This window comes from Promicromonospora kroppenstedtii (assembly GCF_044389675.1).
Lineage (GTDB): Bacteria > Actinomycetota > Actinomycetes > Actinomycetales > Cellulomonadaceae > Promicromonospora > Promicromonospora kroppenstedtii.
In genome coordinates this window covers 302,283-322,472 of sequence record NZ_JBIRYI010000003.1, presented here as the reverse complement: position 1 = coordinate 322,472, position 20,190 = coordinate 302,283, and the positions used below count along the sequence as shown (strand labels likewise).

Genomic DNA, 20,190 nt, shown 5'->3' with positions numbered 1-20,190 from the left:
CGTGGCACGATGACGCCGTGACCGACCTGCCGCGGTACCTCCGGATCGTCGCCGACCTCGAGCGGCGCATCGCCGACGGCGAGCTCCGACCCGGCGACCGCGTCCCCACGACCCGGGCGATCATGCTCGAGTGGGGCGTCGCGATGGCGACCGCCTCCAAGGCTCTCGCCGCGCTCAGGCAGTCGGGCGCGATCGAGACGGTCCCCCGGGTCGGCGCGGTGGTCGCCGCCCGGCGGCTGCCGTCCCGTTCGGCCGGCGGGCTCGACCGCGACGACATCGTCCGGGCGGCGCTGAGGATCGCCGACGCCGACGGCCTGGCCGCACTGTCCCTGCGGGCAGTGGCGGCCGAGCTCGGGGTGGCAACCATGACGCTCCACCGGCACCTCGACGCCAGGGCAGAGCTCACCCAGCTCATCGCGGACGCTGCGTTCGCCGAGATCGAGTACCCCGAGGCGCCGCAGGGCTGGCGCGCCCACCTGCGGCTGGCCGCCCAGCTCCAGTGGGCGACCTATCAACGCCACCCGTGGCTGCCTCGCCTCGTCTCGATCATCCGGCCGGCCACGCTCCCGGGGCTGTTGGAGTACGGGGTCTGGACCCTGCGCGCGCTCGACGGCCTCGACCTGGACCCGACCACCCGGCTGCACGTCTACGGCGCCCTGGTCAACTATGTGCGGGGTACGGCGGTGAACATCGAGGCCGAGACCGGAGCCGAGCTCGACACCGGGATGACCAGCAAGCAGTGGACCGTCGCGCGGCTTGCCGTCGACGGCCCACTGATCGCCCGGGTCACGGAGCCGGGTACGGAGCTCGACCTCGAGTCGTTGTTCTCGTTCGGGCTCGAACGCCTGCTCGACGGCCTGACGCTGCTCTTCACGCCACGCAGCCGCGCGGAGACGTGACCAGGCCAGGTCACGGGCAGCGGGGCACGGGCGCGCTCCAGGTCGTGCTCGACCGGTTCGAGACGTAGTAGTCGCTGACCCAGGTCCCGTTGCGCAGCTGGTTCCACACCCTGCTCGTCCGGATCAGGGTTCCCACCTTCTGGCACGTCACGTACGCCAGCGTGCCGCGGGGCAGCGGGCTGCCCGCGGCCGGGTAGGAGGTGCCGGGACCGGTGCGCGCGGTGAGCAGGTCCACGGTCACCTGACCGGGGTAGGCGCACCGCGGCAGCGTCGAGGAGAACCCGGTGCTCGACGGCGTCGAGACATACCGGTCGCTCACCCAGGTGCCGTCGGTCAGTCTGTCCCACACGGACGTCGTGTCGACCCGCTGGCCGCTGGCCTGGCACACCACGGCCAGCGTCGCGCCGGGTGCGTAGGTGCGCACCACGGAGTAGGACGACGCCGGCCCGCTGCGCGCGTTCAGCGGCGACGTGCTGGTGACCGAGTAGCTGCGCGCGGTCGTGGCGACCGGCGCCCGGACGTTGTCGGAGTCGATGTCGAGGGTCACCCCGCCCCAGGTCTCGCTGTGGTCGCCCTGGTACTGCTTCGCGCGCTGGTAGTAGGACCACTGCGAGTCCGGCGCGGTCGGCCAGCCCGTGAGCGAGCTGTTGCCGTCCCAGCGGGCCATCCAGACGGCGTCGGGCCGGGCGTACGAGGTCGAGCTGTACGTGTCGGAGAGGTCCCGCAGCCCCGAGTCCTGGTGCACGTACACACCCGCCAGGTACCCCGAACCGTGCAGGGCCTTGGTCCATGCGGAGACGTAGCGCCGCACCGCCGTCCGGCACGACGTGTCGGTGCGGTCGTAGTGCTCCACGTCGGCGTAGAGGCCGCTGCCGGACAGAACGCCGAGGGCCTTGGCCCGCGCGACGGCGTCGGCGCCGTCCGAGCTCCCGCGGGCCGTCGCGTCGGTCGCGGTGTAGCGGTGCTCCTTTGTGCCGAACATGCAGGTCGGCTGGTACCCGAAGTAGGTGGGCAGCAGCTTCCAGCCCGCCGAGACGGCCCCGCGCACCCAGGTCGGGGTGAGATTCGGCTGGGCGGCACAGCCTCGGTTGATGCCGCCGAAATAGATGTTCACCACGTCGTAGGGCGATGTGCCCCGCCAGGCGTTCAGGGCCGCGAGCGAGGGAGCGTCGCAGGTGTCGAACCCCAGGCCGTTGGCCCGCGTCGCCGTCGAGCCCGAGGTGTAGACCACCGGCGTCTCCGGCTCGGCGGCGGCCGGGAGGGTGAGGCCCGCGACCAGTACCGCGAGGGCGCCGACGGCGGCGGCCAGCCCGCGGCCGATCCGCTGCCGTCTGCCGGTGTGCGGCCCTCTGCTGTCGTGCTGTCTGCTGTTGTCGTGCTGCCTGGCGGACATGGCGTACCTCCGTGGACGATCCAGTCGCCTAACCGGCAGTTTCCGTCCGCCGGGGGTGGCGCGTCAGGGCCTTTGGTCCCGGATAGCGGGTGAGGTGGCGGGGGGCTTGCCCGGGTGCGGCATGGGTGCGTGCGCGGGCGCGGGTAGGGTCCAGGCATGGTCGGACCCCGGCGGTACCGCGACGTGCGCTCGACGCTGATCGATGCCCCGCCCGACGTCGTCTGGCAGGCCGTCCTGGACCAGGTCGAGGTGCTCGGGCGCCCGGCCTCCTACGTCCGCCTGATCGGCTGCCGCGACCAGCGGCACCTGGGCCCGCGCCCGCTGACGGCGGGCTCGGTGGTGCCCGGCTTCCACGTCGCGGCGGCCGACCCACCGGCCCGGCTCGTGCTCGACGGCGTGCACCGGTTCTCGACCTACACGCTCACGTTCGCCCTGCTGCCCGACGGCGACGGAGGCACCCGGCTCGAGGCGCACACCGACGCGACCTTCCCCGGGGTGCCCGGGGCGGTGTACCGGCTGCTCGTGATCGACTCGGGCTTCCACAAGCTCGCGACCAGGAGCATCGTGACCCGCGTCCGGCGCCGGACGGCGGTGGGCTGACGTGGGCGCGCACCAGACCGATGCTGCCCGGACCGGCGTGAACCAGACCGTGCCGCCCCTGTGCCTGGTCATCAACGGTCCCTCGGCCGCCGGGAAGTCGACCCTGACGACGGCGGTCCAGGACCGTTCGGAGCGGCCCCTGCTGCGGTTCGGTCTCGACGAGCTGTTCCGGATGATCCCCGACCACTGGGGCGGCGGGCTTCCGGGTGCCCGGCACTCCCACCTGGGCTTTCGCTACGAGGACGTCGAGCCCGGCGTGCGCCGCATCCGCACGGGCGCGGACGGCAAGCGGATGCTCGGCGCGATGAACGTCGCTGTCGTGGCGATGCTGCGCGCCGGCCAGGGCGTGATCGTTGACGGGCAGGCGTTCGAGCCGGAGGCCAACCAGGACCTCGAGGCGCGGCTCGCCGAGCTCGCCCGGGAGGGTGCGGCAGCCGTGGCGATCGTCGAGCTCCGAGCCGCCGACGGCGATCTCGAGGACCGGCAGCGCCGCCACGAGCACCCGGCGGGGCTCTCGCTCTTCCACAACCGCCGGCCGCCCCAGTCGCCGGATCCCCACCTGGTCATCGATACCACCGGGCGGGAGGCCGCGCAGGTGGCGGACGTGCTCTGGGACTGGCTGGTCGACTTCTACCCCGCGATCGAGACCGGTCACGCCGCGCGCACCTGATCGCTCCTGGCGTACCGCCGCCTTTCTTCACGAAAACGGGTGTTCCGGCCGCGCGCCGTGCGCAAGGATGACGGGCGTGGACCCGCGAGCAGACGCTGCTGCCCTGGTGGCCGACCGTTACCCGGAGGCTCGGTGGGCGCTGCTCGCCGGCAGCGTCCTCGACCCGGGCGCCCGGACCGCAGGCTCGGACCTCGACATCGTCGTGTGTCTTCCGGACGACGCCGTCGGGCACCGGGACGCGCTGCGCTGGCGTGGCTGGCCCGTCGAGCTGTTCGTGAACACCGAGGCCGGGCACCGCTGGTTCATCACCACGGAGACGGCGCGGCGCAAGCCCACGCTGGCACGGATGATCGCCACGGGCGTGCTCGTGGCGGGGCCCGCCGGCGCCGTCGACGACCTGCAGGCCGAGTGCAGCGCGCTGCTCGACGCCGGCCCCGGTCCGGCGTCCGACGCCGCGCTGGAGGACGCCCGGTACGTCGTGACCGACCTGCTGGACGACCTCGCCTACGCGCGCGACGGAGGCGAGGCCGACGTGGTGCGCTCCGTGCTGTGGGAGCGGGTGGGGCACCTCGCCCTGGCGGCGGCCGGACGGTGGGACGGCGGCGGCAAGTGGCTGCTGCGCGAGCTGCGTACCTGGGACCTCGGCTACGCCGCCCGCTGGGTGGCGGCGCGGCACGACGACCAGGCCATGGTCGACGTCGCGCGGGCCACCCTCGACGCCGCCGGCGGCCCGCTGTTCGAGGGATACCTGCGCCAGGCGCCCGTGATGGACGAGATCCACGCGACCCGGACCGTCCCGCCGACGGTCGTGAGCCGCTCGGCGCGCGCGGTCCTGCTCGACGACGCGGGCCGTCTCGTCCTCATCAAGCGCACCGTCCGTGGGCGCGCGCCGTACTGGGTGACGCCCGGCGGCCGCGTCGAGCCGGAGGACGCCTCGGTCGAGGCCGGCCTGCGCCGCGAACTGCTCGAGGAGCTGGGCGCCACGGCGGACGTCGTCCGGCAGGTGTTCCTGACGTCCCAGCCCAAGGACACGGGCGTGGCGGTGCACCACTACTTCCTGGCGCGCCTGAGGTCGCTCGACCTGGCGCTGCGGTCCGGCCCGGAGTTCCAGGATCCGACCCGGGGCACCTACGAGGTGGAGCGCGTGGACCTGCGCGACGACGCCGCCCTGGCCGGCCTCGACCTGGTGCCCACCGCGCTCAAGGCGTTCGTGCGGACCAACCGGCACGCGCTGCTCGCGGAGGCGCAGGACACCGTGACGGAGGGCTCCTGAGCGCGATCGAGGTGCCCGCGTCGTTCCTCGCGATGCCGCGCTGGTGGTCCGCCACGGCGGCGGAGCAGCGCTGGCTGACCGACCTCCCGCGCCTCGTGGACACCTGGTGCGGGCGCTGGGCACTCACGGTCGACGGGCCGCCCCGGCACGGGTCGAACGCCCTGGTCGTCCCCGTCCGCCGCGCCGGACAGCCCGCCGCGCTGCGCCTGACGCCCCCGGACGACGACGTCGCGGCTCTCTCGACGGCGCTGGAGTTCTGGCGCGGCCACGGCGTCGTGACGGAGCTCGAGGCCGATCCCGCGGCCGGCGCCCTCCTGCTGGACCGGCTCGACCCGGACCGCGCCCTCACCAGCGAGCCCCTGGCCGTCGCGGTCCCCGAGATCGGCCGGATCGCGCGCCGCCTCGCGGTCCCGGCGGGCGACGACGTCGCGGCCGGCGTCGGGCACACGGCCGACGACGTCGCGACCCTGACCCCGCTGCAGCGACCGGCCTGGGAACGCCTGGGCCGGCCGTTCGACGGGGGAGTCCTCGACCGCGCGGCCGACGCCGCGGCCGTGATCCTCGCCGGTGACCGGGACCCGGTCGCCGTGAACGCCGACCTGCACTTCGACCAGGTGCTGCGGGACGGCGGCGGCCGATGGTGCGTCGTCGACCCGGTGCTGCGGCGCGGCGACGCGGAGCGGACAGCGGTGAACGTGCTCTGGCACCGGGTCGACGAGATGTCCGACCGGGAGATCCCGCGCTGGTTCGACGTGCTCGTTGAGGCCGCCGGGCTCGATGAGGGCCTGGCACGGGCGTGGGCGGTCTGGCGGGTCACCGACTACCGGCTGTGGGGGCTGGCGCACGGCCTGACGCAGGACCCGCCGCGGTGCGCCCGCCTGCTCGACGCGCTGGGCTGACCACACAGAGAACCAGCTGATCACACAGCTGATCACACAGAGAACCAGCTCATCACACAGAGAACCAGCAGTACATCGCCCGCCCCTGCGCCACCGCGCGCCGTGCCAGCCCCGTCATGCTCCGGAGGAAATCCGCGACCGCCTCCTTGTCCGCGTCCGGACCGAACTCCTCGGTACTGCCCCAGGACTCCGCGACCTCGGGCACGCGACCCGGGTCCAGGTCGGCGAGGGCGGCGGTGAGCGTGCCGCGCACCCGTACGATGCCGGACTCGCCGCTGTCGCCCATACCGACCGGTGGCGTCCGGTCCCCGGAGATCTCGGCGTACGGCAGCTCGGTCAGCGCCGCCTCGAGGGTGCCGAGCATGACGAAGGGATCGATGCCCTTGGCCGCGTGCAGGTCGTCGTCGTCGAGCCCCGCGCCGTAGACGCCGCCGTCGAGGAACCGTCCCGCCTCGGTGTCGGAGCCGGCGATGAAGTAGTCGGTGATCAGGCCCATGGGCACCGAGCATGCCACCCGCCTCTGACACCCGCCGGACCCGTCCCGGACCCGCCCCGCATCGCCCCCTGCTGCGTTCGCGACCTCCCGCACGGTGGCCCAGGATGGTGGCGACAGGCACCGCGATCAGCGGCGGTGCCGCGAGGACCGGAGGACGTCGTGGGCTCCAGCAAGTCGGGCAGTGGCCAGGACAAGCACCGCGGAGGCGGCCTGAAGCGGTTCGTCACCCTCGTGACCATCGGCCTGGCGGTCGCGGCGGTCGTCAAGGAGCTGCGCCTCCCGGAGGAAGAACGCACGTGGAACGGCAAGGTGGCGGCCGTGGTGCCGTACGACTTCCGGTTCCCCACGATGGAGCGCGCCAAGGAGCGGCTCTGGGACCCCGAGGCCGAGCACGTGATCGGGCCGCGCGTCTTCGGCGTCGGCTGGGCGGTCAACATGGGCAAGGTCGTGGCGATGGTCCGCGACCGCGTCGGCGTCTAGCCCCCGTACGCTGTGCGCCGGGCGGGCGCACAGCCTCGCTCGGCACGTCGCTCACGGCTTCGTGTGCACCGACAGCCCGTGGTTCGATGCCCGGATGAGATCTCGCGCCCTGCTCCTCGTCGCCGTCGGACTGCTGGTCATGGCGGCGGTGTTCGGCACGGTCGCGGCCTTCCTCGCGGTGCGCACCGCGAGCTTCCTGGCCGACGCGCGGCCGGCCGACGGCGTCGTCGTCGGGCTCGACGAGCAGTACAGCAGCAGCGACAACGGCTCCTCGAGCCACACGTACCACGCGGTCGTGGCGTACGACGTGGGCGGCCGGGAGTACGAGCTCACCGACCGCACCGGCACCAACCCGCCCCGGTACGACGTCGGCGAGGGGGTCACCGTCCTGTACGACCCCGCCGACCCGGGCGAAGCCCGTCTCGACGCGAGCTACGGGTACTGGCTCGAGACCATCTTCGGGCTGGTCGCCCTGGCGCTCGCGGGAGCGGGCATCCCGGTGCTGCGCGTCCGGGTGCGGAGGGCCGCCCGCGCGCGGCTGGCCCGGACCGGCGAGCGCGCCACCGGGACGGTCACGGAGGTCCGGCCGGCGGGCAAGGTGGTCTACAACGGCCGGCCCCGCACGGCGACGACGGTCCGCTGGCGGCACCCGTTCGCGGGCGAGCAGACGCTCACCGAGATCACCTGGGGCGCCGTGCACGCCGTCGGCGACCAGGTGGGCCTCCGGTACGACGCCGACAGGCCCGCCCGCGCGCTCGTCGAGCCGCCGGCGGGGCCTGAGCCGGCACGGGGGAGGGACGAGCTCCCGGTCTGACCGCGTCCCGCCGCCCGGACCCGCGGTGCCGGAGCGGTGCAGGAGCGGCGCCGGCCAGGCTCCCGGCGGATGCCGGCCGAAGCCCCGCGCTCAGGCTCCGCCCGGGGCCAGGCCGCGCACGAGGGCGATGAGCCCGGCCTCGAACTCGTGCTCGGGGCCCAGCTCGGTGACGGCCCGGACGGCCAGAGCGAGCCGGTCGGCGCCCTCGACGGTGCCGGTGTCGTCGGCCAGGATCGACTGCCCGCTGGGCGTCGTCTGCTCCTCGAGGGTCGCCCCGATCGTGTACCGGGAGACGGCGATGAACGCCAGCACGGCGTCCGGCCCGGCGAACCCCTGCGCCTCCAGGTGAGCGACCTGCGCGACCGAGTTGGCGAGGTTCGGGGCCCGCGGCCCGGTCGAGGCGATCAGGCGGGCGCCGTCGCGCACGGAGAGCATGGCGCGGCGCAGGCTGCGGGCGTTGCGCAGCAGGAACGCGTCCCAGCCCTCGTCGGGTCCGGGCAGCCGGTCGGTGTGGCGGCGGTCGAGCACCTCGGCCGCGACGGCGTTCAGCAGCTCCGCCTTGTTGCGGAAGTGGTGGTACAGCGCGGGCTGCTGGACGCCGAGCCGGCGCGCCACGTTGCGGCTGGACAGCCCGTCCAGGCCGCGCTCGTCCAGCGTCTCGATGGCCGCGGCGACGATCGTCGGGCGGTCGAGTCCAGGTCGGGTGCGCGGCATGGCCCGACTCTAGCCAGGGGGCTCCTTATCAGTGATACTTATCAGTGATAAGGAACTGCCCGGGACATGGAGCTGCCCGGGAAGTGACAGAGAGATGGCGGCAATCCGTCAGGGGGAGCAGCGATGACGAACGCGCACACACCGAGTCCCACCCGCCCGCTGCGCCTGCGGAACCGGGGCGCCGCCTGGACGCTCGTGGTACTCACCCCGCTGATCGCCGAGCTCGCCCTGGGGTCCACTCCGGTCCGGATGGCGTGGCTCGTGCTGCTCTGGATGCCGGTCTACGGTGCGGGCGTGCTGCTGATCCGCGAGCTGGTCGCGCGACGCGGGCGCGGCTGGCCCAGCATCCTGCTGCTCGCCCTGGCCTACGAGCTGGTCGAGGACGGGATCGGCCTGCAGGCGCTGACCAGCCCGCACCTGTACGACGCCGCGTCGTGGGGTGCCCGCGTGCTCGGCGTCAACCTGCCGTACTTCGAGGCGAACGCGATCTACCACGCCGTGTTCACCGTCTGCATCCCGATCGCGCTGACGAACCTGCTCTTCCCCGCGCACCGGGGCCGCCCGTATCTCGGCGTGCCGGGGACGGTCGTCGCCGGCGTCGTCGCGGTGCTCGGCGTGGGGCTGCTCCGCACGGTGACGCTCTCGGAGGACCCCGGCTACCAGGCGCCGACCGCGTTCGTGCTCGGCGTGGTCGTGCTGGTGCTCGCACTCGGGATCGTCGCCCTGTTCGTCGTGCCGGCCCCACGGGTCCGGACGGTCGCACCGGGCCGGCAGGACGTCTCGGCAGGCCGGCCCGGCTCGTCGGGCGCGGCGCCGGTCCCGTCCCTCGGCTACCTCGCCGCGGCGTCCGGCCTGGCGACGCTGGTCTTCTTCGGGCTCTCGTTCCCGGTGTTCGGGGCCGAGCAACCGGCGTTCACCGAGGGTCTGACGGTGCTGATCCCGATGGCGGTCACCGCGGTCGGCGTCGTGGCCTGCTACCACTACCTGATGCGGACGGCGTCCTCCCCGGCCTGGACACCGCGGCACACGCTCGCCCTGATCGGCGGGGCGCTCGTGGCCCACTCCGTGGGCGGGCTGGTGATCATGGCGCACACCACCGTGGACCGGATCGGCCTCGTGGTGATCATCGCGCTGACGGTCATCGGACTGCTGCTCGTCGACCGGCGCCTGCGCCGTTGACCAGCCCTGCCGTTGACGAGCCCTGCCGTTGACCAGCCCCGCCGTCGTCAGTGCTCGGCCTCCCACGTCGCGATCTCGGACCCCTTCGCTCCGCCGTACATGTCGACGACCTCGCCGTCGGGATCGTAGGTCACCGAGGCGTCGTCGTACGGGCCGGAGCCCCAGACGATGATCTCGTAGGGCAGGCCGGCGTCGTCGAAGGCGGACGTCGGCACCCGGACCTGGACGGTGACCAAGTCCTCCGGCTCGAAGCCCGCCTGTCGCGGCAGCCGCTCCGCGAGCTCCTGGAGCGCGCCCCAGTCGACGTCGGCGGCGTCGAAGGGTTCCAGCGGCAGCTCGTCGTCGCGCGGCTGGATCGACGACGGCTCGTGCCGCGTGATGTCGCCGCGCGACCACCAGAGCTCGTCCGTGTGGTCGGAGCCCGGCTCCGCCGGCATCGTCGCGGTGGCAGTCGTGCTGCCGAGCCCCACGCTCAGGAACCCGCTGTGCCCGGCCTCGGCGACGAACGCGGCGACCACCTCCTGGGCGCGCGCCGGCTCCAGTGTGCTGGCCTCCTGCTCGACGCGCCGCTCCTGGGCGGCGGAGACCTCCAGGAGCGGGGTGCCGGTGAGTACCGCCGTGATGTCCTCGCGCACGGGGTAGAGCCGCGCGGCGAACCCGACGAGCACCAGCAGGGCGAGCACTGCGGCCGGGATCTTCACGAGGCCGCGCGCGTCCCGGCCGGCCGGCACGGGCGTCGCCCACTCGGGCGGCTCGTCCATCCGGGCGACCCGGTCGTCCGCGGCTGCCTGCGCGGCCTTCTCCCGCCAGGACTGCGGCGGCGACTGGAGCAGGGTCACGCCGGGGGCGTCCGCCTTCTCCTGCAGCACCACGACGACGGCGCCGGGCTGGAACTGCGGGAGCCGCGTCCGGTCGATCAGCACGCGCGTGGTGGTCGTGTATCTGGTGCGCGTCCGGGCGTCGACGGCGAGCCGCAGCTCGGCCACGGGGTCGTCGTTGATCTCGGTGCCCGTCGACGAGATGTCCAGCACCTTGGCCAGGTGCAGCCGCCCCTCGCGCTCGGCGGTGACCACGACGTCGACCGGCGGCGTGGTCCGCAGCGCGTTGGTCCCGCCGATCCCCAGGAGCGCGGTCGCCATCGACGTCAGCGCGACAGCAAGGGTGCTCACGACGAGGGCCACGGGCAGCCACCAGCCCGGGGCGCCGTGGTCGAGGCGGAGGCCGATCAGGAGGAGGCACGCGAGGGCGAAACCCACGGCGAGGGAGCGGACGACTCGGATCACGCGGTCAGTATTCCGGACACCACTGACACTCCCGCACGTGTCAGACACACAGGTCACCTGGGTGAGCTGTACGTCTGACACGTGCGGGGCGGGTCCCTCGGACAGCGGACGTCGAGCGCGCCGTCAGAGCGTGAGGAGGCCCCGGGCAAGGGCCGTCACGGCGCCCGCCGTCGCCACCGCGAGGGCCGTCCGGGACGCCGCCCGGGTCGAGATCCGCAGGGCCAGGAAGTTGCCGACCGACACGCCGGCCAGCACTGCTGCCAGCAGCACCGGCCAGACCCACCACGCCGGCGCGAAGCCGGACGGGATGGCGCCGAAACCCAGCTTGGTCGCCACCGACATGGCGTTCATGACCACGAGCAGCGGCTGCATCGTCGCCGCGAACGACCTGTGGTCCCAGCGGGTGGCCAGCGCGTACGCGGTCCAGGCCGGTGCGGCGACCCCCGAGGTGGTGTTCATGAACCCCGCCGCCAGACCCGTGGCGACCGCCACCGAGCGGCCCTGGATGCGCACCCGGCGCCGCAGGATCGCCGAGGCGCCGAGCGCGAGCAGCACCGAACCGCCCACGATCACGTCGAGCCAGGCCGGGTCGGCCTCGCGGACCGTGAGCGCACCGAGCACCGAGCCCACCAGCATCAGCGGCAGGATCGTCACGACGCGCCGCCAGTCCACGCCGTCGCGCAGCGCGCGCAGGATGAGCAGGGCCGTGACGATCGCGGCGACGTTGCTCACCAGCACGCCTACCGAGGCACCGAGGAACACGGTGAGCACCGGCGCGGCCACCATGCCGACGCCCATCCCGGCGACGCGCTGCAGGCCGGCCCCGAGGACGACGGCCATGCAGGCTGCGATCAGGGCCGTCGTGTCCACCTCGTCACGCTAACCCTGATCAGGGGCGGTGCCGGTGCGAGGAATATCACCCTCCGGCCGCCGCCCCGTGCCCGGTCTCCGCACCCGCTCACCGCGCCCGGGGCCACACCACCGTGAACCGTGCCCCGCCGTCGGGCGACTCCCCGACGGTGACCTCGCCGCCCCGGCGCCGCACCAGCTCGGCGACCAGAGCCAGCCCGAGCCCGGCGCCGCCGGAGGTCCGGGCGCGGTCGTCCGACACCCGGTAGAACCGGTCGAACACCTTGGCGCGGTGCTCCGGGGGCACGCCCGGCCCGTCGTCGTCGACCAGCACCCGCACCGTGGAGCGCTGCGCGAGGACCGTCACCACCACCCGCGTGCGGGTGTACCGGGCGGCGTTGCGCAGCAGGTTGTCGAGCACCAGCTCCGTCTCGGTGTGCGCCGCGGCCGCCCAGGCCCGATCGGTCAGGGCGTTGACGACGATCGGCACGGGCTCGCCGCCGTCCCGCCCCGCCTCCGGTCGAGCCCCCGCCCGCGCCACCGCCGACCGCACCGCGTCGACCAGGTCGATCGACTCCGCGGGCGGCAGCTCGCCGGCGTCCGACCGGGCCAGCGCCAGCAGACCGTCGAGCAGCGCGGACAGCCGCTCGGCGTCGGCCAGGACGTCGGCGTGCACCTCCTGCGAGAGCCGCGGGTCGGGGCTCGCGACGGCGACCTCGGACTGCACGCGGATCGACGCGACGGGGGAGCGCAGCTCGTGCGCGGCGTCGCCCGTGAACCGGCGCAGCCGCTCGGCGGTGGCGTCCTGGCGGTCCAGCAGCACGTTGAAGTCGTCGGCCAGGGCGTGCAGCTCGCGCGCGGCGCCGCCGGGCACCGCCACGCGGGCACCGGGTGCGAGCCGGCGCACCGACTCCCGCATGCGGGCGACCGGCGCCAGAGCGGAGCCGACGGCGAACCAGATCGCTACCCCCGCCACCAGCGCCCCGACCAGCGCGGTCACCAGCAGCCACCGGCCGCCCGACGCCCTGGCGGCCGCCTGCCCCACCAGTCCCGTGCCCGCGACGACGAGGCGCTGGCTGCCGTCGGGTGCGGTGGTGACCACGCCGTGCCAGCGCACTGGCTGCGCGCCGCCTGCGGTGACCGGGGTACCGGCCTTCAGGGCGCGCACCTGGTCCCGCGTCAGGACCGGCGCGGGGGCAGCGACCCCGGCGCCGTCCCCGGCCGCGTCCCCCGCGGTGTCCAGCACCCGCACCTCCAGCCCGTCGGCGGAGTCCGGCGTCCGGCCGGCCGCCACGTCGCCGGCCGCGGTGGCCAGCGCCACGTGCAGTTCGTCGTCCACGGCGTCCGTCAGCACGGGGCCGAGGCCCCGGCCGGCCGCCGTCGCCAGGCCGAGCAGACAGGCCAGCGTGACCGCTGTGGCGAGGAGGGTGATCCGCAGGCGCAGCGAGACCCCGGACCAGCGCCCGCCCGACGGCGCCCTCGGCGGCGCGCTCACCGGAGCGCGTCCCCGAGCTGGTACCCGTGCCCCCGGACGGTCCGGACCAGGTCCCCGGCGCCGACGGCGGCCAGCTTGCGGCGCAGGTAGCCCACGTACACCTCGACGACGTTCCGGGTCGCGGCCTGCTCGTCGCCCCAGACCTCGGTCAGCAGCTCCTGCTTGGTCCACACGGTGCCCGGCCGCGAGGCCAGCGCCTCCAGCAGCCTGTACTCACGCGGGCTCAGCGGGACGCCGACGTCGTCGTACCGCACGGTGCGTGAGGCACGGTCCACCGTCAGCGGCCCGACCAGGATGCGGGTCCGGACGGCGCCCGCCGCCGCCCGGCGCAGCAGGGCGCGCACCTGCGCGAGCAGCACCACGAACGAGAAGGGCTTGACCAGGTAGCCGTCGGCGCCGAGGTCCAGGCCGTCGGCCTGGTCGACCTCGCCGTCCTTGGCCGAGACGAGCAGCACCGGCGTGGTGATCCCGGCGGCGCGCAGCTCCTGCAGCACGCGGTAACCGGACAGCCCGGGGATCATGATGTCCAGCAGGATCGCGTCGAACGACCCGGTGCGGGCCAGCCGCAGCGCCGTCGGCCCGTCGGCGGCGAGGGCGACGTCCATGCCCTCCGCGCGCAGGCCGCGGTCCAGCGCCTTGCGCACGCCGGGCTCGTCGTCCACCACGAGGATCTGCGGCCTCATGCCTGCCAGCATGCCGCACGGCCGGCCTCGCGGGGGTGCCGACGGGCCGGTTCGCCGCACGGGCGCGGTGACTCTCAGCGCGGTCTCAGCCGCGAGGGCGCATGGTGGAAGAAGTCAGGCACGAGGTCACGTACGACGGGGCCGGGCACGGTCCACGGGAGCGAAGGAGCCGACATGAGGCCGAGGACGAAGGCGCTGGTCGCCGCGGGGTCAGGTATCGCCGTGGGGCTCGCGGGCCTGGCGCTGACCACCCTGCCCGCGGGCGCGGACGACGATCCGGTGCTCCCCGCCGTCGAACCGGAGGCCCTGGTCGCCTCGGTCCTGGCGGCCGAGCCGCAGGCCTTCTCCGGCGAGGCCGAGGTGAGCAACGAGCTCGGGCTGCCCGCCCTGCCCGGCACGCCGGACCTCGACTTCGAGTCGGCGCGGGTGTTCCACGACGGCCAGGAGAGCGCCCGGGTCCAGCTGGAGAAGGCGACGTCCGAGGTGACGTTCGTGAAGAACCCCGACGAGGTCTGGGCCTACGACTCGCAGGAGCGGACGGCGGAGCACCTCACCTGGGACGACGCCGACGCCGCGGCCGCCCGGAAGCATGCCGAGGCCCAGCTGGCGGACCCCGCTCGGGCCGCCGCCGAGATCATCGAGCAGCTCCGGCCGACCAGCGAGATCACCGTGGACGGGACGGCGCGCGTCGCCGGCCGGGCCGCCTACGAGCTCGTGCTGACGCCCAAGCCGTCGGAGAAGACGCTGCTGCGCGAGGTCACCGTGGCGATCGACGAGCAGACGCGCATGCCGCTCGCGTTCGACGTGTACGCCAACGGCCGGTCCGAGCCCGTGCTCTCGCTCGGGTTCGTCGAGCTCGACCTCGGCGCGCAGGATCCGGCGCTGTTCGACTTCACGCCGCCGCAGGGCACGAAGGTCGAGACCACCGACGCGGGCGACGCCGCAGCGCATCGGGCCGGGAAGCCCGGGCCTGAGGACCACATGGCCGACCGCATGGCCCAGCAGGGCGTGACGACGGTCGGCGACGGCTGGGACACCGTGGTGATCGCCGAGCTGCCGGCCGACCTGCCGAAGATGCCCGCCGGGATGTCCGACGGCGCGGCGTCCGGCGACCTGCCCGGTGCGTTCACGGGCGGCGAGCAGGACCTCAGCGGGGCGCTGGAGCGGATCGGGCAGCGGGTGTCCGGCGACTTCGGCACCGGGACCCACGTGCAGATCAGGGTAGGCGGCGTGATCGTGACCGACGACGGCCGGGTCGCGGCCGGTGCGGTGCCCGAGCAGGTGCTCGTCGACGCCCTGGACCAGCAGTGACCGCAGGCGGCGCCGAGCCGGTGCCGCCGGCCACCGGCACCGCCGCCCTCGCGGCCCGCACCCGCGGGCTGCGCAAGGTCTACCGCGGCACGGTCGCCGTGGACGGCGTCGACCTGGAGGTGCCGGAGGGCGCCGTGGTCGGCATGCTGGGCCCGAACGGTTCCGGCAAGACGACGACGATCCGCATGCTGCTCGGGCTCGTCCAGCCGACCGAGGGCGAGATCGAGCTGCTCGGGGCGCCGGTGCCGGGGGCGGCCGACCGCGTGCTCCCGCACGTCGGCGCTCTCGTGGAGAGCCCGGGGTTCCACCCGTTCCTGTCGGGCCGCGAGAACCTGCTGCGCTTCGCGGCGGCGGAGCCCTTCCTGTCCGGGCGGGCGGTGGACGGCGCGGTGTCGGCCGCCCTGGAGCGGGTCGGCCTCGCGGACGCCGCCCGGCGCAAGTACCGCGCCTACTCGCTCGGCATGAAGCAACGCCTGGGGCTCGCCTCGGCGCTCCTGGTGCCGCGTCGGCTCGTGGTGCTCGACGAGCCGACGAACGGTCTCGACCCGGCCGGCACGCAGGAGATCCGCCGGATCATCGCCGAGCTGCACGCCGGCGGCGTGACGGTGCTGGTGTCCTCGCACCTCCTGGCCGAGGTCGAGGCCACGTGCACCCACGTGGTCGTGCTCAACGAGGGCGTCGTCGTCGCGCAGGGCGCGCTGGACGACCTGCTGGAGTCCGGCAGCCCGGCGCTGCTCGTGTCCACGCCCGACGGCGCCCGCGCCGTGGACGTGCTGCGGGGCCGCCGCATCCCTGCCCGGCTCGCCCCGGACGGCGTCCGTGTGGACCTCGCGACCACGCCACCCGCCACGGTGATCGAGGTCCTGGTGGGTGCGGGCATCGGCGTGGACGAGGCCCGGCGGGAGCGCACCGGGCTGGAGGAGGTCTTCGCGCGGCTCACCCACGACGTCGGTGCCGGTGCCGGTGCCGGTGCCGGTGCCACGGAGGGTGCCGGTGAGCAAGCCGGCGCACCAGCCGACGCGCCAGCCGGCGCGCGAGCCGGATCGGGGGCCGACCGATGACCGCCCCGGACCTCGCCGCGAGCCCGAGCCTCGACCCCGGCGGCGTGCTCCCCGCCCGCCGCCGCGCGCCGCTCGGCCGCCTGCTGCGCTCGGAGCTGCGGTGGATCTTCCGGCGGCCGCGCACCCTGGTCGTGCTCGCGCTGCTCACCGTGCTGCCGGTGATCACCGGCATCGCCGTCGACCTGACGTTCGACGGTGCGGCGGCACCCGACCCGACCGCCGGACCCGGCCCGGGCGGGAGCGGCCCCGGCGAGGGGCCACCCATCTTCGTGACCATGGCCAGCAGCGCGTTCGTGCTGCCGCTGGGCTCGCTGATGACGCTCCTGATGCTCCTGCTGCCGCTCACCGTGGCCATGGCGAGCGGCGACGCGCTGGCCGGCGAGCAGTCCACCGGCGCGCTGCGCGGCTGGTTGCTCGCCCCCGTCGCCCGTGGCCGGCTGCTGCTGGTCAAGGCCGTGGGCGTGCTCGTCGTCGCTCTGGTCGCGGCCACGCTGGTGGCCACGTCCGGGCTGGTCACCGGGCTCGTCCTGTCGGGGACCGACGGGCTGGTGTCGATGTCGGGCACCCAGCTCTCGGTCGGCGACGTGCTGTGGCGGCTCGTGATCGCCGTCGCCTGGGCCACGGTGTACCTGATGGCGGTCGGCGCGGTGGCGCTCGCGATCTCGGCGTCGACCGAGCACCCGATGCTCGTGGTGGTGAGCGTGCTGGGTGGCTTGATCGTGTCCGGCGTGCTGCTGCAGATCTCGGCGCTGGACTGGCTCCACCCGTACCTGCTGCCGACGTCGCTGGCGAGCCTGGCCGACCTGATCCGGGACCCGCTGGCGTTCGACGGCCTGGGCGAGGGGGCGTTCCGGTCGCTGTGCTACCTCGTGATCGGCATGTCCCTGGCCTACGCCCGCATCACGACCCGAGACGGCTGAGCGAGCAGGACGGCTGAGCGAGCAGGACGGCAGAGAGCAGGACGGCTGAGAGAGCGAGACGCCGCCGCGCGCCTCCCTTCCGGAAGGCGCGCGACGGCGTCGGGCAGCGGGGATCAGTCCCCGACGTTGTCCGCGTAGTCGATGTCGCGCGTCTCGCGCTCCAGGAGCAGCGCGACCAGCGTGATCACGGCCATGGCGGAGAGGTAGACGCCCACGAGCACCGGCGAGCCGTCGCCCTTGGCCCACAGCCACACGGCGATGAACGGGGCCACGGCGGCACCGAGCACCGACGACAGGTTGTACGCGATGCCGGAGCCCGTGTACCGGACGTTGGCCGGGAACAGCTCGGGCAGCACGGCCGCCATCGGGCCGAACGTGAGGCCCATGAGCGTGAAGCCGAGGATCAGCAGCGACTGCACGCCGAGGTCGCCCGCGGCGAACAGCGGCACGAACAGGGCACCGAACACGATGATCGCCACCGTGACCCAGATGAGGTGCTTGCGGCGGCCGAACTTCTCCGCCATCGGGCCGGACGCGAGCGTGAAGACACCGAAGAACACGACGCCCACGATCAGCATCCAGAGGAAGTCGATCTTCTCGTAGCCGAGGCCGGCGGGGGAGCCGTCGGCCGGCTCGGCGACCGCCACGCCGTAGTTCAGCGTGAAGGTCGTCATCAGGTAGAACAGCACGTACGTGGCGAGCATGATGAACGTGCCCGAGATGATCTGCTTCCACGACGTGCGGAAGACGCGGGCCACCGGCACCTTGCTGACGGCCTCGGCCGCGAGCACCTTGCGGAACGCCGGGGTCTCCAGCAGCGAGAGCCGCACCCAGAGGCCCACGATCACCAGGATCGCCGACGCGATGAACGGGATGCGCCAGCCCCAGGCCGAGAACTGCTCCGGCGTGAGCGACGTCGACAGGGCGATGAACACCGTGTTGGCGAGGATGAAGCCGATCGGCGCACCGAGCTGCGGGAACGTGCCGTAGATGGCGCGCTTGCCCTCGGGCGCGTTCTCCGTGGCCAGCAGGGCGGCGCCGCTCCACTCGCCGCCGAGGCCGAGGCCCTGGCAGAACCGGCACAGCACGAGCACCGCGGGGGCCGCCAGGGCCCAGCCGGGGGTCGACGCCGCGGGGATGAGGCCGATCAGGACCGTCGCGATACCCATCGTGAGCAGCGACGCGACCAGCGTCGCCTTGCGGCCGATCCGGTCACCGAAGTGCCCGAACAGGACCGAGCCGACCGGCCGCGCCACGAAGGCGACGCCGAAGACGGCGAACGACGACAGGAGCTGCGTGGTCGGGTCCTCGGCGTTCGGGAAGAACAGCGCCGGGAAGACCAGCGAGGCCGCGGTCGCGTAGATGTAGAAGTCATAGAACTCGATGGAGGTACCGATGAGGGAGGCGACGACGACGCGGCCGCGGGGATTGCCGGCCGGCGTCGCGCTCTCCTTGCCGCCGGGGGTCCCGGCGGTCGGTGCTGCGGAGGTGCTCATGCCCGCGAGATTAGGCGCGCCGTCCGCCATCCGGGAAGGGCGTCTCGCGATGCGGATGGGGTCTTGACGTAGGCTGCGGCCGTCGGCAAGCGGCTGTCATGCGCGGCCTGTCATGCGTGAGCGATGTGCACACACGGCGTGTCGAACTGCGGCCTGGTGCGTCGCGAGTGAAGGTGTGGTGAACGGTGAATACTCCCACTGGTTGCCGTGTTGGCACGACCGGCGGTGAGGGGCAGGATCGACCGGGCGCCCCCGGAGGCTCCGCCATCGGAAATCCATCATCGGAACGAACGAGACGACGACGAGGATATGAACGATCTGCTGTATGTGAACGGCGGCAACCCGTTGAACGGGACCATCACCGTTCGAGGCGCAAAGAACTTCGTGTCGAAGTCCATGGTGGCTTCTCTGCTGGGGGAGACCCCGAGCGTGCTGCGGAACGTCCCGCAGATCCGTGACGTCAAGGTCGTCTCGGGGCTCCTGGACCTGCACGGCGTGAACGTCAAGTACGACACCGACGCCGGCATCCTGGACCTCGACCCGTCCAACGTCGAGTCCGCCCACGTGGCCGACATCGACGCCCACGCCGGCTCCAGCCGCATCCCGATCCTGTTCTGCGGGCCGCTGCTGCACCGTCTCGGCGAGGCGTTCATCCCCGACCTGGGCGGCTGCCGCATCGGCGACCGGCCCATCAACTACCACCTCGACATCCTGCGTCAGTTCGGCGCCGTCGTGGACAAGCGGCCCAACGGCATCCACCTGCGCGCGCCGCGGCGCCTGCAGGGCACCAAGATCTCGCTGCCCTACCCGTCGGTGGGCGCCACCGAGCAGACCCTGCTGACGGCGGTCCGCGCGGACGGCATCACCGAGCTCTCCGGCGCGGCGATCGAGCCCGAGATCATGGACCTCATCGCCGTGCTGCAGAAGATGGGCGCGATCATCTCGGTCGACACCGACCGCGTGATCCGCATCGAGGGCGTCGACCGCCTCGAGGGCTACACGCACACGGCCCTGAACGACCGCATCGAGACCGCCTCCTGGGCCTCCGCGGCCCTGGCCACGGGCGGCGACATCACCGTCAAGGGCGCCACGCAGCCCGAGATGATGACCTTCCTCAACACGTTCCGGAAGGTCGGCGGCCGCTTCGAGGTGCAGGACGACGGCATCCGCTTCTGGCACGCCGGCGGCGACCTCAAGTCCATCGTCCTGGAGACCGACGTCCACCCGGGCTTCATGACGGACTGGCAGCAGCCGCTCGTCGTGGCGCTCACCCAGGCCACCGGCCTGTCGATCGTGCACGAGACCGTGTACGAGAACCGGTTCGGCTTCACCGACGCCCTGCGCAAGATGGGCGCCACGATCCAGGTCTACAAGGAGTGCCTGGGCGGTCGCGACTGCCGGTTCGGCCAGCGCAACTTCCACCACTCCGCCGTCGTCTCCGGCCCGACGCCGCTGTCCGCGGCCGACATCGAGGTGCCGGACCTGCGCGGCGGGTTCTCCCACCTCATCGCGGCGCTGGCCGCCAAGGGCCAGTCCACGGTGCGCGGCATCGGCCTGATCGACCGCGGCTACGAGAACTTCCAGGACAAGCTGGAGGCCCTGGGCGCCGAGGTCGTCCGCGGCTGACCAGGCGGACCACGCCGGCGAACGTAGGCCTGGTCGTCTCATGAGCTCT

Annotated in this window: 20 protein-coding genes; 12 read left to right on the top strand and 8 right to left on the bottom strand. The window is 73.6% G+C overall.

Annotated features, from left to right (window positions below; all coding sequences use genetic code 11):
- Positions 1 to 17 precede the first annotated feature (17 nt).
- The gene (locus ACH47X_RS07110) at positions 18 to 899 is read left to right on the top strand and encodes a GntR family transcriptional regulator (protein ID WP_397402765.1); all 882 of its coding nucleotides are present in this window, start codon (positions 18 to 20) and stop codon (positions 897 to 899) included.
- A gap of 10 nt (positions 900 to 909) precedes the next feature.
- Here the strand turns inward: ACH47X_RS07110 and ACH47X_RS07105 are convergent, their stop codons facing one another.
- On the bottom strand, positions 910 to 2,292 hold the full coding sequence (locus ACH47X_RS07105) for a glycoside hydrolase domain-containing protein (RefSeq protein ID WP_397402763.1): 1,383 nt from the start codon (positions 2,290 to 2,292) through the stop codon (positions 910 to 912).
- Positions 2,293 to 2,448: 156 nt separating this feature from the next.
- Here ACH47X_RS07105 and ACH47X_RS07100 point away from each other — a divergent pair, with 156 nt between their 5' ends.
- The 4 genes from ACH47X_RS07100 to ACH47X_RS07085 all read left to right on the top strand — a co-directional run bounded on the left by ACH47X_RS07100 (position 2,449) and on the right by ACH47X_RS07085 (position 5,734).
- Positions 2,449 to 2,892: a hypothetical protein gene (locus ACH47X_RS07100; RefSeq protein WP_397402761.1), complete on the top strand. Its 444-nt coding sequence runs from the start codon at positions 2,449 to 2,451 to the stop codon at positions 2,890 to 2,892.
- Position 2,893: 1 nt separating this feature from the next.
- Positions 2,894 to 3,562, top strand: a complete 669-nt coding sequence (locus tag ACH47X_RS07095; protein ID WP_397402759.1) for a phosphotransferase-like protein — start codon at positions 2,894 to 2,896, stop codon at positions 3,560 to 3,562.
- A 76-nt stretch (positions 3,563 to 3,638) separates the two neighbouring features.
- The gene (locus ACH47X_RS07090) at positions 3,639 to 4,835 is read left to right on the top strand and encodes an NUDIX hydrolase (protein ID WP_397402757.1); all 1,197 of its coding nucleotides are present in this window, start codon (positions 3,639 to 3,641) and stop codon (positions 4,833 to 4,835) included.
- Between the two features lie 11 nt (positions 4,836 to 4,846).
- On the top strand, positions 4,847 to 5,734 hold the full coding sequence (locus ACH47X_RS07085) for an aminoglycoside phosphotransferase family protein (protein WP_397402755.1): 888 nt from the start codon (positions 4,847 to 4,849) through the stop codon (positions 5,732 to 5,734).
- Between the two features lie 52 nt (positions 5,735 to 5,786).
- Here ACH47X_RS07085 and ACH47X_RS07080 read toward each other — a convergent pair whose 3' ends face one another.
- Complete coding sequence (locus ACH47X_RS07080; protein ID WP_397402753.1) at positions 5,787 to 6,230, bottom strand: hypothetical protein; 444 nt, start codon at positions 6,228 to 6,230, stop codon at positions 5,787 to 5,789.
- A gap of 135 nt (positions 6,231 to 6,365) precedes the next feature.
- Between ACH47X_RS07080 and ACH47X_RS07075 the strand changes: the two genes are divergently transcribed.
- Positions 6,366 to 6,710 carry a DUF5808 domain-containing protein gene (locus ACH47X_RS07075; protein ID WP_397402751.1) on the top strand — a complete coding sequence of 115 codons (345 nt, stop codon included), beginning with the start codon at positions 6,366 to 6,368 and terminating at the stop codon, positions 6,708 to 6,710.
- 94 nt (positions 6,711 to 6,804) lie between these two features.
- A complete protein-coding gene (locus ACH47X_RS07070; RefSeq protein WP_397402749.1) occupies positions 6,805 to 7,524 on the top strand; it encodes a DUF3592 domain-containing protein in 720 nt (239 codons plus the stop codon).
- Positions 7,525 to 7,614: 90 nt separating this feature from the next.
- Here the strand turns inward: ACH47X_RS07070 and ACH47X_RS07065 are convergent, their stop codons facing one another.
- Entirely contained in the window at positions 7,615 to 8,238 is a 624-nt protein-coding gene (locus ACH47X_RS07065; RefSeq protein ID WP_397402747.1) for a TetR/AcrR family transcriptional regulator C-terminal domain-containing protein, read from the bottom strand.
- Positions 8,239 to 8,361: 123 nt separating this feature from the next.
- Here ACH47X_RS07065 and ACH47X_RS07060 point away from each other — a divergent pair, with 123 nt between their 5' ends.
- Positions 8,362 to 9,417, top strand: a complete 1,056-nt coding sequence (locus ACH47X_RS07060; RefSeq protein WP_397402745.1) for a hypothetical protein — start codon at positions 8,362 to 8,364, stop codon at positions 9,415 to 9,417.
- Positions 9,418 to 9,464: 47 nt separating this feature from the next.
- Here the strand turns inward: ACH47X_RS07060 and ACH47X_RS07055 are convergent, their stop codons facing one another.
- The 4 genes from ACH47X_RS07055 to ACH47X_RS07040 all read right to left on the bottom strand — a co-directional run bounded on the left by ACH47X_RS07055 (position 9,465) and on the right by ACH47X_RS07040 (position 13,727).
- The gene (locus ACH47X_RS07055; RefSeq protein WP_397402743.1) at positions 9,465 to 10,700 is read right to left on the bottom strand and encodes a hypothetical protein; all 1,236 of its coding nucleotides are present in this window, start codon (positions 10,698 to 10,700) and stop codon (positions 9,465 to 9,467) included.
- A gap of 123 nt (positions 10,701 to 10,823) precedes the next feature.
- On the bottom strand, positions 10,824 to 11,570 hold the full coding sequence (locus tag ACH47X_RS07050) for a sulfite exporter TauE/SafE family protein (RefSeq protein ID WP_397402741.1): 747 nt from the start codon (positions 11,568 to 11,570) through the stop codon (positions 10,824 to 10,826).
- Positions 11,571 to 11,658: 88 nt separating this feature from the next.
- Positions 11,659 to 13,044, bottom strand: coding sequence for a sensor histidine kinase (locus ACH47X_RS07045; protein WP_397402739.1), 1,386 nt, complete (start codon positions 13,042 to 13,044; stop codon positions 11,659 to 11,661).
- On the bottom strand, positions 13,041 to 13,727 hold the full coding sequence (locus ACH47X_RS07040) for a response regulator transcription factor (protein WP_397402737.1): 687 nt from the start codon (positions 13,725 to 13,727) through the stop codon (positions 13,041 to 13,043). Before ACH47X_RS07040 ends, ACH47X_RS07045 begins: the two co-directional genes overlap by 4 nt.
- Positions 13,728 to 13,901: 174 nt before the next feature.
- Between ACH47X_RS07040 and ACH47X_RS07035 the strand changes: the two genes are divergently transcribed.
- Genes ACH47X_RS07035 through ACH47X_RS07025 form a run of 3 tightly spaced genes read left to right on the top strand, consistent with a single transcriptional unit; the run spans position 13,902 to position 17,019 of the window.
- Positions 13,902 to 15,038 (top strand): outer membrane lipoprotein carrier protein LolA, encoded by a 1,137-nt coding sequence (locus ACH47X_RS07035; protein ID WP_397402735.1) that lies wholly within the window; start codon positions 13,902 to 13,904, stop codon positions 15,036 to 15,038.
- Positions 15,035 to 16,099, top strand: a complete 1,065-nt coding sequence (locus tag ACH47X_RS07030) for an ABC transporter ATP-binding protein (RefSeq protein ID WP_397402733.1) — start codon at positions 15,035 to 15,037, stop codon at positions 16,097 to 16,099. The genes ACH47X_RS07035 and ACH47X_RS07030 overlap by 4 nt, the downstream gene beginning before the upstream one ends.
- Positions 16,096 to 17,019 carry an ABC transporter permease subunit gene (locus ACH47X_RS07025; protein ID WP_397402731.1) on the top strand — a complete coding sequence of 308 codons (924 nt, stop codon included), beginning with the start codon at positions 16,096 to 16,098 and terminating at the stop codon, positions 17,017 to 17,019. The genes ACH47X_RS07030 and ACH47X_RS07025 overlap by 4 nt, the downstream gene beginning before the upstream one ends.
- A gap of 113 nt (positions 17,020 to 17,132) precedes the next feature.
- On the opposite strand, the gene ACH47X_RS07020 is transcribed toward ACH47X_RS07025, so the two are convergent.
- Complete coding sequence (locus ACH47X_RS07020) at positions 17,133 to 18,515, bottom strand: MFS transporter (protein ID WP_397402729.1); 1,383 nt, start codon at positions 18,513 to 18,515, stop codon at positions 17,133 to 17,135.
- A gap of 309 nt (positions 18,516 to 18,824) precedes the next feature.
- On the opposite strand from ACH47X_RS07020, the gene murA reads away from it, so the two are divergent.
- Entirely contained in the window at positions 18,825 to 20,141 is a 1,317-nt protein-coding gene (gene murA, locus ACH47X_RS07015; RefSeq protein ID WP_020013735.1) for a UDP-N-acetylglucosamine 1-carboxyvinyltransferase, read from the top strand.
- The last annotated feature ends 49 nt before the right edge of the window (positions 20,142 to 20,190 follow it).